Source organism: Bacteroides sp. MSB163 (genome assembly GCF_036416795.1).
In the GTDB taxonomy this organism is placed as follows: domain Bacteria; phylum Bacteroidota; class Bacteroidia; order Bacteroidales; family Bacteroidaceae; genus Bacteroides; species Bacteroides maternus.
In genome coordinates this window covers 6,304,966-6,320,132 of the sequence record NZ_CP143867.1, presented here as the reverse complement: position 1 = coordinate 6,320,132, position 15,167 = coordinate 6,304,966, and the positions used below count along the sequence as shown (strand labels likewise).

The 15,167-nt window shown below is 43.7% G+C and carries 11 protein-coding genes; 2 read left to right on the top strand and 9 right to left on the bottom strand.

Annotated features, from left to right (window positions below; genetic code table 11):
• The first annotated feature begins 44 nt into the window (after positions 1-44).
• Complete coding sequence (locus VYM24_RS24880) at positions 45-2,468, top strand: TonB-dependent receptor (protein ID WP_330941123.1); 2,424 nt, start codon at positions 45-47, stop codon at positions 2,466-2,468.
• Between the two features lie 142 nt (positions 2,469-2,610).
• Positions 2,611-4,050 carry a methyltransferase RsmF C-terminal domain-like protein gene (locus VYM24_RS24875; RefSeq protein ID WP_299088691.1) on the top strand — a complete coding sequence of 480 codons (1,440 nt, stop codon included), beginning with the start codon at positions 2,611-2,613 and terminating at the stop codon, positions 4,048-4,050.
• 39 nt (positions 4,051-4,089) lie between these two features.
• Here VYM24_RS24875 and VYM24_RS24870 read toward each other — a convergent pair whose 3' ends face one another.
• Genes VYM24_RS24870 through VYM24_RS24830 form a run of 9 tightly spaced genes read right to left on the bottom strand, consistent with a single transcriptional unit; the run spans position 4,090 to position 14,090 of the window.
• Positions 4,090-5,226 (bottom strand): transglutaminase domain-containing protein, encoded by a 1,137-nt coding sequence (locus VYM24_RS24870; protein WP_299088689.1) that lies wholly within the window; start codon positions 5,224-5,226, stop codon positions 4,090-4,092.
• Between the two features lie 13 nt (positions 5,227-5,239).
• Positions 5,240-6,262, bottom strand: a complete 1,023-nt coding sequence (locus VYM24_RS24865; RefSeq protein ID WP_330941122.1) for a hypothetical protein — start codon at positions 6,260-6,262, stop codon at positions 5,240-5,242.
• A gap of 12 nt (positions 6,263-6,274) precedes the next feature.
• Entirely contained in the window at positions 6,275-7,915 is a 1,641-nt protein-coding gene (locus VYM24_RS24860) for a fimbrillin family protein (RefSeq protein WP_299088685.1), read from the bottom strand.
• A gap of 21 nt (positions 7,916-7,936) precedes the next feature.
• A complete protein-coding gene (locus VYM24_RS24855) occupies positions 7,937-9,565 on the bottom strand; it encodes a fimbrillin family protein (RefSeq protein ID WP_299088683.1) in 1,629 nt (542 codons plus the stop codon).
• A 20-nt stretch (positions 9,566-9,585) separates the two neighbouring features.
• A complete protein-coding gene (locus tag VYM24_RS24850; RefSeq protein ID WP_330941121.1) occupies positions 9,586-10,989 on the bottom strand; it encodes a hypothetical protein in 1,404 nt (467 codons plus the stop codon).
• 30 nt (positions 10,990-11,019) lie between these two features.
• Positions 11,020-11,877, bottom strand: a complete 858-nt coding sequence (locus tag VYM24_RS24845; RefSeq protein ID WP_330941120.1) for a hypothetical protein — start codon at positions 11,875-11,877, stop codon at positions 11,020-11,022.
• A 25-nt stretch (positions 11,878-11,902) separates the two neighbouring features.
• Positions 11,903-12,331 (bottom strand): L,D-transpeptidase Cds6 family protein, encoded by a 429-nt coding sequence (locus tag VYM24_RS24840; protein WP_299088676.1) that lies wholly within the window; start codon positions 12,329-12,331, stop codon positions 11,903-11,905.
• Between the two features lie 32 nt (positions 12,332-12,363).
• Positions 12,364-12,891, bottom strand: coding sequence for a hypothetical protein (locus tag VYM24_RS24835; protein WP_299088674.1), 528 nt, complete (start codon positions 12,889-12,891; stop codon positions 12,364-12,366).
• 11 nt (positions 12,892-12,902) lie between these two features.
• Positions 12,903-14,090 carry a hypothetical protein gene (locus tag VYM24_RS24830; protein ID WP_299088672.1) on the bottom strand — a complete coding sequence of 396 codons (1,188 nt, stop codon included), beginning with the start codon at positions 14,088-14,090 and terminating at the stop codon, positions 12,903-12,905.
• Positions 14,091-15,167: the final 1,077 nt, after the last annotated feature.

Below are 15,167 nucleotides of genomic sequence, written 5' to 3'. Positions count from 1 at the left end.
GAATCCCCCCCCCCTTGTTAAAATCCATTAAAAATTAGAACTACATGAAAAAATATATCTTTTTCGTGGTGGGAGTGATGTGTACATTGCTCTTCCACACCGCTTATGCAATTGATTTAAATGAATCTGACGCCAATATCATTGGCCACGTATTAGAGAAAAAAACAGGAGAACACCTTCCTTATATGACAGTAGCCCTGAAAGGGACCACTATCGGAACTATGACCGATGGTACCGGACATTATTTTCTGAAGAACCTTCCGGAAGGTGAGTTCATACTCTCCGTCAGTGCCGTAGGTTATAAACCACAAGAACGAAAAGTAACCCTTAAACGAGGTAAGACGCTGGAAGAAAACTTCGAACTGGAAGAAGATATGGTAGCCCTGGATGGCGTAGTTGTTACAGCCAATCGTAATGAAACCGCTCGCCGACTGGCACCTACCTTGGTAAAGGTCGTTACTCCGAAACTATTCGACATGACCAATTCGCATACCTTGTCGCAAGGTCTCGTCTTCCAGCCGGGCGTGCGTGTAGAAAACGATTGCCAGAATTGTGGCTACTCACAGGTACGTATCAATGGTATGGATGGGAAATATACACAGATACTGATTGATTCCCGTCCCATCTTTTCTGCACTGGCAGGCGTCTACGGCTTGGAGCAGATTCCCGCTAATATGATAGAGCGTGTGGAAGTGGTACGTGGAGGCGGTTCGGCTCTTTTCGGCTCTTCGGCCATTGCCGGAACAGTGAATATTATCACGAAAGAACCTCTCCACAACTCAGGTTCGTTTGCCCACTCTATCTCCAATTTCGATGGTTCCGGTTCGTTTGACAATAATACTACGCTTAACCTTTCCCTGGTATCTTCGGATAACAAAATGGGAGCTTACATCTACGGGCAGAACCGCCACCGTTCGGCATGGGATTCCAATGGTGACGGCTTCTCCGAATTACCCAAATTGAAGAACCAGACAGTAGGCGTGAACGCTTATTGCAGGCTGAGTCCCTATTCCAAGTTGAATCTGGAATATCATCACATGGAAGAGTTCCGTCGTGACGGTAACCGCTTTGATCTGCCGCCTCACATTGCCGAAGATGCCAATCTGAATGGTTCCGGCGAACCCGGGCTGGTGGAGCAGATCGAACATTCCATCAATACGGGCGGCTTGAAGTTCAGTGCCTTCTCCAAGGACCAGAAGCATGCGTTCAATGCATACGCCTCTGCCCAGCATATCGTGCGCGACAGTTATTACAGTGCCTATGGGCATACCACCGATTTCACCGGCGTATTGGGCGCCCAGTATATCTATCATTTTGATAAGCTCTTTTTCATGCCTTCCGACTTGACGGGTGGGGTAGAATTTAATCATGATAATCTGGACGACAAAGCAACGGATATGCAAAAATATCGGGATGCCGCTTTGGCGGAAGATCCCACTGCAATAGGAGACCGTCTGCAACAGTTGATTGATAAATATACACCCGATCCCTTGAAACAGATTGTGAACATTGCGAGTGCCTATGTGCAGAATGAATGGAAAAGCGAGCAGTGGAGTTTTCTGATAGGCGGACGTCTGGACAAGAATAGCATTATGAGTAAAGCCATTTTCAGTCCCCGTGCCAATATCCGCTACAACCCTACGCAGGACATAAATATCCGTTTCAGTTATGCTGAAGGTTTCCGTGCTCCGCAGGCTTTCGACGAAGACTTACATATTAGTAATGTGGGAGGCGAGTTGATTTCCATCGTTCGTGCTAAGGATTTGAAAGAAGAACGTTCGCGCAGCGTGAACGCTTCGATGGACTGGTATCATTACTTCGGTGATTTCCAAGCAAATTTGCTGATAGAAGGTTTTTTCACGAAACTCTCCGATCCGTTTGTACTGACAGCACCGGTAGAAGATCCGAACGGTAGTGGATATCTGATACAAACCCGTGTCAACGGTTCCGGTGCAAAGGTGTATGGTGGTACATTGGAAGGAAAGATCGCCTGGCGTGATAAAATCCAGTTGCAGGCGGGACTGACCGTGCAACGCAGTCTGTACGATTCTCCCGAGGAGTGGAGTGCAGACAAGGAACATTTGTCGGATGAAGAACGCCATAGCGACCGGATATTGCGTACCCCCGATGTTTATGGCTACTTTACTGCCACTTTCAATCCTACAAAAGCATTGTCGGTAGCCCTGAACGGTAATTATACCGGGCGAATGTATGTGCCTCATCTGATGTCCGAAGTGGATGGTACGGCAGACCTGTTGGTGAAAAGCCCGGATTTCTTCGAACTGGGTGCCAAGGTAGCTTATGATATAGATTTTTCCGGCATATGCCTGCAATTCAATGTGGGAGTACAGAATATCTTCAACTCCTATCAGAAAGATTTTGATAAAGGAGCCACCCGCGATTCTGGTTACATTTATGGTCCGGGAGCGCCTCGTTCCTACTTTGCGGGAGTCAAGCTTAGTTTTTAGTGCCCGGTGGGTTTGCCTTGTATTGCCTTTTTATGTTACCTTTGAGGAAGATAAGCTGCATCTCAGCAGAACTTTTTCATGCAAGCATGAAAGTTATGCATTCGATTTGCATTACCTTTGCGGACATAAAATAATTTGGCACATGGATTTACCCGTATCTTTTACAGACCGTACCCGTCTCCTCTTGGGAGATGAAGAATATAATAAACTGGCTGACGCCTTGAATGGCGAACAGCCAGTAAGCATACGACTGAATGAAGAAAAGCTACCCGATTCTTCATTCAGTCTTTTTCAGACCTCTTCCGGGCGTGTGCCCTGGTCTTCCACGGGATTTTATCTCGATCGTCGGCTGACGTTTACCTTCGATCCGTTGTTTCATGCCGGATGCTATTATGTACAGGAGGCATCTTCCATGTTTGTGGAGCAAGCATTAAAGCAATATATCGGTGAAACGCCTTCCGTGATGCTTGACCTTTGCGCCGCTCCCGGTGGAAAATCGACCCATGTCCGCAGTGTATTGCCTGCAGGCAGCCTGTTGGTAGCAAATGAAGTGATCCGTAACCGTTCGCAAATCCTGGCGGAGAATCTGACGAAGTGGGGGCATCCCGGTGTTGTGGTAACCAATAACGATCCGGCAGACTTCGCTGATCTGGAAGGCTTCTTCGATGTCATATTGACCGATGTTCCTTGTTCCGGTGAAGGTATGTTTCGTAAAGATCCTGTTGCCGTCAGCGAGTGGAGTCCGGAGAATGTGGAAATCTGCTGGCAACGTCAGCGACGTATCATCTCTGATATATGGCCCAGTCTGAAATCCGGTGGATTGCTTATCTATAGCACTTGCACGTATAATACGCAGGAAGATGAAGAAAATATCCGCTGGATGCGTGATGAATTCGGTGCAGAGATACTTCCGGTAGATGTTTTCGATAATTGGAATATCACCGGAAATTTGCTTGCCGGAGATGATTTTCCTGTTTATCGTTTCCTTCCCCATCGGACGAAAGGTGAGGGCTTTTTCCTTGCTGCGCTTCGCAAACCGGAGGTGGACAGTTTGCGAACCCGGTATAAATCAACTTCTGCACAAGGAAAGAAAAAGATGGCTTCCAGTGTTTCCAAAGAGCAACTGGCCGTTGCTCGGGGGTGGCTTCTTTCTCCGGATGATTATGAACTTTCAGTAAACGGAACGAATATCACGGCTTTTCCAAAAGAATATCTGCCGGAACTGTCGTCTTTGCAGCAATCTCTTCGTGTCATTCAGGCGGGTGTTGCCCTTGCCGAAGTGAAGGGGAAGGACTTGATTCCTAATCATGCCCTTGCCATGAGCCAAATACTGCGTGATGATACTTTTCCCCATGAAGAAGTGTCGTATGAACAGGCTATTGCTTATTTGCGTAAAGAGGCAATCGTGCTTTCCGCAGAAGCTCCACGTGGATATGTGTTGTTGACTTATAACTATATTCCTTTAGGTTTTGTGAAGAATATAGGCAACCGCGCTAATAATCTTTATCCGCAAGAGTGGAGGATACGTAGCGGATATTTGCCGGAAGAGATATTAATCTTATCAGGGAAGTACAACCTATAGGTAGTTGGGCGATTACCTATAGGTAAGTTTAAACAGTGTTTAAGAGCCTTTTGAATGCTCATCTATAAATACCTTTTGCCTGTTTATCTCTTCTATCAATTCACTGATGGAGGTTTGTAAATTCCGTACGGCCGAAGCATATTGTTGGGGAATATCACGTGCGGTATGGAGTAAACTGTCCGCTGCAATGGCTGTTTGTAGGGCTTTGTCCACTTTTCCACACATCTCCTTTGCACTCTTTCGGGGTTTCAATCCGTTTTTGCGATAAAGGATAAAGTCGCTGAGGAGATCACACCCTTGATTCTGAAGTTTTATTGTCTTATTATAAATGTCATATACTTCACGCTGGCGATATACGCCGATGTTTGCTTGTGTCAGTTGCAGGTAGTATTGGGTCAGACGGTTGGCCTGCCCATTTCTCAGCACACGGTCGCAGGCAGATATCAGCTGTTTCAAACGTGGTTGTCGCAGATACTTTTGTATAGAATCGTTAAAGTTACAGAACGGATTTTCCGGTTTTTGTTGAAAAGTTCCTTTGTCAAATTCCTGGTAGGGGTAAGGATAAGCCAGCAATTGCCATATAGGATCGTAGGGCATGTGTGTCTGAATTGATTCTTTGGCCGGTACGTGGCAATATTTCATGCTTTGCGCCCGTACAAATTGGTAATTATCTATATATCCCATGCCGAATGTCGGGTCGTACAGATACCATTGCGCGCCGATCTTGGCGGCACACCAATCATGCGGCTCGGGCATGACGACGCCGGCTTTGCTTCTGGTATAACCATTGATGACAAAAGCGGGAATCCCCATCTTTTCAACGATTCTCGTAAAAAGCAAAGCGAATTGGCGGCAGACACCTTCACGGGTGAGCAATGTATTCTTCAGTTCTTGTGTTTCACTATAAACTTCATTACGGGAAGTAAAGGTGGTATAGACATTGTAGCTCAAGTAAGAAGTAATCCAGGTGTAAACGGCCTGCACCTTACTTTTCTCTTCGTCATAATGACTGTCTATATACAACGCAAGCGAGTCGACAGAATAGGTATATTCTTCCGGAATCTCTCCGGGAGCAAGGGCGGACATTGCAGTGGACGATATCGTCCGGCCATATACTATACTTGTAGAGATGCACAGTAACAATATTCCTAAACATGAGTATAATCTTTCTTTCATGGCTTCCGGTTTTTTAGTTTTTGTCGAAGACTTGTATCCAAATGATGCCATAGCCGATATATTTACGAATAGACTCCTGCTTCAGGCTTTTCAGATTGGTACGTTCACCCGTCCCTTTGCTCAATACAGTTTCCACTTTCCCGTCTTTTATTATGAGCAGATAGGAGCGTTCAGGCATGATAACCTTTTTGAGTGAACCATACATTAACCTGCCGTCTTCTTTCATGGCGCTCAGATAGATCATGGCACTTTCGTAAGTTTCCATGGCAAGCAAATCGGTCAGTACTCTGCGGGTGCTTTCCGAAATGCCTGTCCAGGGGGCGGGGACTTCAAGCTGTGCGGTTTGTTCTTCTGTTGCTTTCTCCTCTGTCGCTGTCTGAGCTTGATCTGCCGATGATTGTGGCATATCGGGCTTTTCAGTGGAAGAATGTTTGGAATCGGCGATAGGGAGCATTTTGAGTATCAGTGCCGCGATATTTTCATCCACGTTGTAAACTTTTTCTTTTTGAACATGCGAGTCTTGCGGAGTGACGGGTTGTCCTGTTTGTTGCGCCACAATTTGGATAATGCTATCTGTTTCAGCTACTGAAGGCGCATCTGTCAAGGTGTCCTCAACAATTGGGGCAACGGCAAGTGCGGGTTGCGGGGGAGTGGACACTGCATGGGTCGTAACTTCTGTTTTTGGCTGCATCTCTATCAGGCTGTTTTTGGGCACATAGGCAAAGATCTTGAACAATGAGCCATTGTTGTATTCCATAAACAGTGCCTGTTTTTCCGCTTTTGCCCAAGTACTTTTCATTTCTTCTTTTCCTTTCTGGTGTTCGGCCATCAAGGTTATGGCGGCGGCATGCAATTTCCCGGAAGCAATCGATTGGGCTTCTGTAAAATCGGCCATGCTGTCGGCTTCGGCGTACACATACTTTTCGCTCAGCTTGATTTCACGGACTTTGCTCCTTATGGAATCGTTTGATGTATTCTGAGCGAAACCGGTAGTTGCCGCAAGGATAGTGATTAATGTGAATATTGTTTTCTTCATGATGTATAGTATTTATTTTGTTACGACTTCTTCATAGATAAAGGTTATAGAGCCGACTTCTCTGCCTATAACGTTTCCTGTTTCATCCGTCTCTATGCTGGTATCGGTTAGTTTGGTTATGTAACCGTCTTCGTCAGCTTCGATTGTGTAAGTGCATCGATATGTATGACGGGAGTTTGTATCATATTCTATCGTTTCAATAGGAATCCCGTTTGTCTTTGTTCCCAAATAAGATTCTGGAAGATATGCTAATGACATTAATTCGGTTTCAAAAAGGAGATATGCTGACATTGGATATTTGTAAGAATCAGAGTTTGCAGAATACTTTAGTGTGACATTCTCCATAGTTTCCATCGTTGTCTGGTCTAAAACCTCAGAAGTTGTTATTTTCCCGTCTTCCCAATGATTGTTTTGTATCCAATCATCCTGTGGGGCTTGGGGACACGACAATGTTATTTGAGTCAGATATCCGTTTGTATAAGAGCATTGAGTTGTGTGTATGTGGTCACCTTCATATTGGTCTATTATTTGGGTTATTCTGTTGTTTCCATCTATATTACAAGTTGTATGGCAGATATAATCTCCATTATTGTCTTCAACGACTTTAATATTTTGTTCTGAATACGTTAAGCTTTCGGTATAGGTGTTGGGTGAACCTTCTTCATTCATTGTATCCATAATCAATTTAGAGAGTCTTCCTTTTTCATCGTACTGGAACTCAATTTGATATGGAAGGCTAAAACCATATGCTGCATTATCTTGCACTTCGCTTTCCAATAACTCAAAGATATGCCTTTTTAGTCGTTTTGTTGTAGTGCCGGTGGGTGTTGTATGGATAGTTCCATCTTCATCTATATAGAGCGTGTAGTTGTATCGAATCCCCGACTTCCATTCGATAGTTTCCGGAAATTTATAAGACAAAGGCGTGGCATCTCCAACAATAATCTCAATGCCTGTATTTCCCGCATTCGTTGTTTGTGGAGGAAGAATCGCTTTATAGCTATTTGTTCCGTTGTAAGCGGCAATCACTGACTTGCTTGTCTCACCGTTTCCGGCAAAAGTGGCGGTTGCTAAATTTACGGCGGCGGTGGTAAGGACATTTGTGATCTTTACGCTGACATTTCCAGCCGGTGCTTTTGCGAAAGAAAGATTTACCACAATGCTCGACAGACAATGACTGAACATTAGGGTAGGAGATTGGTTGTCAGTAAGGTAAGTGGAGGCCATCATCAAGTCGGACTGGGTGTAATTGCTTCCTGGCGCTTGATCCTCTTTCACTTGAAAAGTGAATTTTGCATCAGCCGCTTCGCTATATGGATAGACCGCTACGTATGAGAGTTGGCTTCCATCTGTGGGTTGCTTAATTATATTTTGCTCGTCCGCAGTGAATTGTTGGTTCTGAAAGCTGTACTTTCTGTTATGGGCGTATTCTTCTCCACTGAATCCAGTCTCATTCTTGAAAGCAAAGATACTGATTGCATCGTTTGCTTCGAATGATTCTTCTGTGGCACGTGTGGGGCTCTGTCCGATGGAAGCGGTGAAACATACTCCGTTTGAGCTAATCAAGACGTTCTCTTCGCTTTGACTGCATGCGGTAAGGAGTGCTGCTATAACCGCCAGAGGGAAATATTTTGGTTTTAAAGATGTTTTCATGATGAAGCTGTTTTTATGTTATTACTCAATATTTTCATAGGTAAAAGTATAGGTAGTCCCATATTTTCCGGTTTCGTCTCCTGAAGTTTCTACTATTTTTGTAACATAGTCATCGGCATCAACTTCCCATGTATAGTCCAGTGTCCAGTTAGGATCTGCATCATCCACTATTTGGGTTGGTAGATATTTCATGTCTATTCCAAAAGAAATGTTCGGAAGATAGACAGGTACTAATTCTATATCACAGAAATATCCTGAAAATATTGGAATTGTTAAATTATTAATGGCGATTTTATGTGTATTTGCAGATGAATAATTAATGCTATAGTTCTCTGTTTCACTCATCCACATTTTTGTCATTTTGTCATCTTCCCATTTGAAATATTGTTTATGTTGTTTGGGCCATCCATAGTCATTATGTATCGCTTCTGTAATGTACCCATTTGTATAGGAAAAAGTGGATTCTCTATCTAAAATCCCATTATCAAAAGTGCTAATTTTAATAGCTTTCCCTTCGTCATCCAATGTAAATACAATATTGTCTATCCCACTATCTGATTTGGAAGGACCGTCTTTTATGAAATAATGATAATACTTATTTTCAATAGTAATTTTATGGTCTGAATAGGATACCCTGTTAGAATCTGTTCCAATCGCATCCCCATAATAAGCACCGCTGATATCTATGGGATATCCTTGCTCATTGTATTTATAATTATAGGTAATTCCTCCTTCTATTATATCCCCATCAAAATCTTCAAAAGTAGCCTGTTTCACTCGTTTCTTGACATCCTTTTCCTCCTGATTCCAAGGATTAATACTGCTTGAGAACACAATCTCCCCACCGGCAGAAACCTTCAGATTATACGTATATCGGCAACCGGAGGCCAACAGCAAGTCGCGTGGTACTTTCCATGTATATTCTTTTCCCGCAGTGGTGCGAACAACCATGAAGGAGGTTCCTGTTGCAATAGTCTGCGGAGGCAAGAGAATCTTGTAGCTTTCATCATCGTTGCGATAAGGTAAGAGACCGGATGTCGTCTCGCCTGTTCCTTCATACGTATTGCTGCTCAGATCAATGGAAACATTTTTCTGCACATTATTCACTGTAATGGAGCTAACTTTCTCTTCTGCCTCCTCAAACGAACATTTAAACTTTACGCAAGCAAGGCGATGATAAAAAGAAAGTGCCGGATTCTGTTCCGTAGTCAGGCTTGTGGAAGCTGTCATCAAGTCGCTGCTTCCATAGGCGGTTGCCGTGCTTTGGTCTTCCGCCACTTCGAAGTTGAAAGTCGAAGCAGCTTGCTCGCAATAGGGATAGATGCCCCAAAAAGCAAGTCCGCCGTCCGCGGGATAGGCAATGCCTTCTTCAGTCGCAGGGCGGAAAGCGCCGTCGGAATAACTATACTTCACGTTGTCGGCATAAGCGTTTACCGAAAAACCTTGGTCGTTCGTAAAAGCAAATACGCTGATGTTATCTCCCGGTTCAAAAGCTTGTTCTGTTACTCTGGTTGCCGGTGGGGCGATGCGGGCACTGAAGCGAATCTCATTTTCGTTGTGAAGTTGCACGTTCTCTTCTGTCTGAGAACAAGAGACGAATGCCAAGAAGCAGGCACATCCCGTAATCCATTTTATGATGTCTTTTTTCATTAATTTGTCCTCCTGATCATTTATTCCAATATTCCACCTTCTTCTCCTTTGTCTTCCCAGTCATTGATGTCACCATCCGGCTTAGGATCTTCCTGCGTCCTGACGGTGGTTGTATTGCTGTAGATTATTCCTTCTGACGTTTGCAGATAGGCTCTGATTGCATAGTCGGTAGCCGGAACTAGGTTATCGACTTTTGTGCTGAAAACTCCGTCTACGACATCATCCACCGGAACAGTAACCGTGTTATCATCGTTTACTACGGGGATTGTGACATCCGAATAGCAAAAGCCTTGTCCTTCTATGACGACATCTCCCCCCGCACCGGGCGAAAGTATAGAAGAAGACACCGAGAAAGAACGCGCGGTGCAACTCTCAATGACGATGTCCGATAAAGCCAACTCATACTCCCCATCCAAACGGACGCTGCAAACTTCTCCATATCCGGTCTGTCCGTTTACGTTAGTGGCATAAGCGCGCATATAGTATGTGGTGTTGGGTTTTAAGTCTATCAACGAGACAATCGGTTCATTTTCATCTTTGAAAGGAACGGATTTGTGCAGTTCCTGCACTGTGGGGGTGTCATTAATGTCCCAGCAGAATCCCATTTCTGCGATTGCGCTCTCACCGGCGGCAAGCAGCCACGCCTCCGCCTGTACGGTGGGAGTGTCGCCGTAAGGCAGGGCGTTGACGGTGGACATGACGGGTGTCATCGTTCCATCCATGGAAACGAGGAGAGAAGGTCCGTAACCTATATCCACGCTGTTGATGCCATACGGGCGTATCACGTACTCCCTGCCCGGTCTCAGGTTTGTGATGCGGGCTTTGATTTCCTGCGGATTTCCGGTTTCTATGATTTGAATGTCTTTGCTGTCTCTGTCCTCGTACGGCAGATCGTTTTCCGATGTGGCAAGCTTATAGCAGAAACCTTTGGAGAAAAGCCCTCCATCTGTACCTTTATCTATCATTGGTACGGAGAGGACAAGGCTTTTGCAATCCTGCTCTTCTATTCGAATTTTATCAAAGACCGGCGGACATTCCTTATAGGTTTGAAATTCATTCACTTTCTCGCTCGCCAAAAAGCTGAAGTCGTTGGCGGCAAATGTCTGATAATAGTAATGTGTGTCAGAATTCAGATTCTTTAGCCATAAGGTGAACTTATTTTCTGATTCTACTGCTCCTGATTCTATTGTATCTGCTTCTGCCATACTAGGGTAGAGTGAAAGTAAGATACCGCATCGCTTTACAGAACCGGCATCTGTGTCCGGTTTGATGAAAACACCGTCAACAGTGGCTCCATAACGATAAATGTTATACACTTCTCCATTTAGAACATTCGGCGCAAAGGTATGAGGACCGGGATATTCGCCGCATCCGATGAGGATGGAGCAAATGCCGACTATATATAATATGATGTTTCGTTTCATCTTTATTTTCCTTTAGTTGATTATCTGATTTTAGAACATGAATCCCACTCCCAAGGTGGCTTCCACATAGTTGAAACTATTGGTCTGCACACCTGCCATGAATGAGATGTTTTTCAGACGATAGATACCGCCTACTTCAGCCTCTATGCCACTACAAGAATGGTCGGTGTTTTTTACCCAATCGCCGTTTACCGTTTTCCAGCCCAGCTTGTTGTAGCCATATCCTAAACCGGCGTATGCATAGAAAGGGGACAACTTGCCCAAGCGCTGAATGACGCCGGCCGTTACAGACAGGCGACTCTGTTTTTTCTCTCCCGTGTACCACGGAGCGTCGGAAGCTCCTTTTATGATACCGTCATCTCCGCATTCCAGGTCGGATGAGAAACCGCTGAAGTCATATTTCACTTTCAGATAAGGTCCGGTGTTGCGTACAAATCCCAGCATGAACCCGTAAGACGGATGTCCCTTACCGATGCCGATGACAGGTATGACCAATGTGCGGACTTTTTTCTCCAAATTCTCCACAAGTTTTATTTGTACTTCGTAAGCTGTTTGTTTTTTCAACTTTTCAGGAAACTCATAGCGCAATACACCATATTTGTCATTCATAATGGTGATGTTCCGGCTGCCGGCGGGCATGTAGATCCAGATTTCACCTTCCTTGTACAGTATATCTCCTACAATATTTCCCTCAAACCTGAAATCTCCGGCGTGGGCAACCACAATTTTCAGGATAGAGCAAGGCTCATCATTCAAGTCCAGCCTTTCGGCCGTTCTTGGTGTAAGGTCACGTTCTAATTTCGAAAATGCCTCTACTTTTATTTCTTGTCCTTGCATAAGCAGGCAGCAACAGAACAAGAGCGAGAATGTAAGCAGGTCCTTTTTCATGTTTCTTTTTCTTTGGGGTTTAAATTCATTTAATGTCGAAATCGTTGCAAGTGAAGATTTCTTCTTCCGGTAGTTTAGTGGTCGCATTCAGCATCTCAGGTTGCCAGGTGCGGACGCGTATCTGCGGCGCGTCCGGATTGTTGAAATCCCAAAGCAGGAACAGGTACCCTATATCGCTGTAGTTGTCCGATGAGTATCCTTGTTTCAGTGTTACGCCGTAATATCCCTCTTTGGCGGGATGCTTCATTACCTTAAGGTCATCAAATACCACATGAATCCGTTTGTTGATTTTGAACACTCTGGCAAGGTTGGTAAGGTATTCCTTCTTGCTCTGTTTGTTGTAAACAACCTTTTCCTTCGACATGAAATTGTTCATCTCGGATGGTGCTGTCTTAATTACTTTACCGGTAATGATCAGTGCGTCATCGCTATATATTTGCTCAAGGAAAGGCATGTCTTTGGTGTTGTATGCGGTTCGGAATTGCTCTACATAATCCAGTATGATTTGCCGATAACGAAGATCGGTAACGTCAGAGCCTTTTTTATCACTTTGACATAAAGGTTGGAAGATATGGCCGTGTGGAAATCAGTGATAGTGCCTTTCTTGTTGAAATTGATCACAACTTCCTGATATTCCTCTTTTCCTTCATTATCTTTTATGAATACAGGTAGGTTGCGTACCTGAAAATTTCCATCATGAGTATGGAGGCAACGCTCTATGATTTCTGTTTCTCCGCAACGGAACGGAGAGTTTTGCCACATATCTTCTATTGTCTTTCGTGCGGCGGGTATGATGTCTATGCCCTCAAACTTTACTGCCGCACTGTCTGTATAGGCAATGTTGAATTGTGTCAGTAATTTACCGATGTTTTGTTGCGCTGCGGTTTTCACTGCATCATTATTCACATCGGTCAGATAGAGTTCGGTCATGTATTGTGCTTTGACCGTTATTGGCGATAGCATCAAGAGTATTATGCCCGCCACCTTCAAAAAAATCTTGTTAACATTTTCCATATCCTTTATTGTTAGTAGTTATTTATTTTTTCAGAAAACAGACTGTGTATGTTGTGTGTAGGTACATAAGCATACAACTGAATGTTCATTTTGTATTTTTCCGGATGTTCCAGTATGCGTAAGTCTGTGTTGAAGTGCATCACGTGGTTGTAGCCCGATGAGCGGTTCAATAAAATCAGCATACCTTTTATTTTCTTGTTGCCACATTCTTCGATACCGACAAATATTTCGCAGCCTTCCAGTTGGCAAAAATTGAGAAGCTGGACTAAAGGGATTTCAAAACAAAGACTTTCTCCTCCATATAACTTTTGATTGACGCTGGCTGTAATGGAACGATCGCATGGCAAAACAAATAAATTGCGGATAGACTCTTCCGGTTTCTTCGGGCTATATATGAGGGAGTAACCGCCATCCGGTAGTCGCTCATAGTATTGATTGGTATTTACATTGCCGATAGCATACCATTCTCCATTCCACACGAAACGATTGTCTCCTATGTTTTGTAAGTTTTCTGAAGAGACGGCAGGAAAAGATGCTTTTGGTTTGGTTACTGTGGAAGTGTAGAGTAGTAAATCCGGATAGAAATGTGCTTCTATCTCTTTTTTATTCATGCCCCACAATAATTCGTATTGTATAGGAAAGCGGAGATGGAGCAGAGGATGATCTTTTTTTGACCATAGCACTGAATAATGGCTGTTGTCCGTAGTAATACTTAATGATGCATTACCCTTAAGCTGAGGAAGTGTCTCTAAAAGTGATGCATACAAATTAGCCCTCTGTTCGCCTTTAAAGCGAATAACGACTTTGTCTTCATGAAGCTGTCGGCGAATAACAGCAACATCCTTCAGAAGAAACAGTTCTAAAAGATATCGTTCGATAAAACGATACGCCGGTGAAGGATTTTGTTCGATAAGTATTGTGGGGAAAAGTTGAAAACCAATGTGGCAGATTTCCAGAAAAGGATTTCGTACAACTGTAATCATATTGTTTTCAATGGAGTGTATCTGTAAAGTCATGCAATCTATTCGGTAACGTTCGTGCAGTTGCATACTGATACTTTCCAATCTGGCAGAATGGAATTTCTTGTTTACGTCTGCTTTTACTCCCGCTGTGAGGAAGATGAGTAATAGCAGATGGGCTATAATTACCTTAACCGTATATCCGGTTTTAGAACATACATGTTGTTTCTCGTTTTGCATGGTAACTTAAAGCTTATGCTTTTTTAGTTTTCCACCGAGCCCCGTATGTAAAGAAGTGGAAGTATATAAAAAAGGGAGCGTGGGACTGCTACTTATTCAACATTGAGGTATCGCCAAACACCCACCAAACAAATAAGTAACAGCCCACCCCCCCACTATTATATACGGTTCTGAAATGAAGAGTATATATATAATGTGGTGCAGGCGTTCTTGTTACTTATTACCCCGTTTGGTTAGAAAAATTTGGCGAAATTTCAATGTCAGGATAATATCTTTAACGCTTCCGTACTACTAAAAAAGATCATTTCCGGCTTTTGCGGAACGTCGCACCCGGCGTTCCACGGAAATGACCTTACAAAGGAAAGATAAATTGCTCTAAAAAACAAGTTATTAAATTGTTTTTTTTTATGATTTTTATGTCTCTTCTTTGCTTTCTTACAGGTGCATGAGCTGAATGATTGCCATTTCTTGTCAAGAGTTGATTTATATATTATTAACTATACCGCTTGTCTAACGGGGAATACACGCAACTTATCATCTGAAATGGCACACTTCACCATTTGGAATGCCACATCTCACCGTCTGGAATGCCACATCTCATCATTCGCAAAGCCACACCTCAATGATGTAAATGAATGGCATTGGGGAAGCTAAGGTGTGGCATCATGGACAGTGAAGTGTGGTGTTGCATTTGTACAAGTGAGAGCTGACGCTTGTACAAGTGATGAGTGACGCTCGTACCAGTGACGGCTGATGCAGATAGGTGCGTAAGGTGTTGCAGCTATAAGCGTGTCGTTTCATGCAATGAAGCGCAGGAGCAAAAAAACGGAGGGGCGAATGCCTCTCCGTTTATGCTAAGTTAAAAGTGAAATCTGTATAGATTATAACGTTGCAAATATACAATATCCAAAAGGCAATGTCAAGTGTTTGGCAGATTATTTTCTTCTTCTCATCTTTTTGTAAAAGAATAGAAAAACACTCCCTCTGCCTGTCTACAAGAAGTTAGGAGTCTGTCAACAGGAAATTAACTCCTTGTTGACAGGCTCCTAACTTCTTGTAGACAAAGAAATGATATCT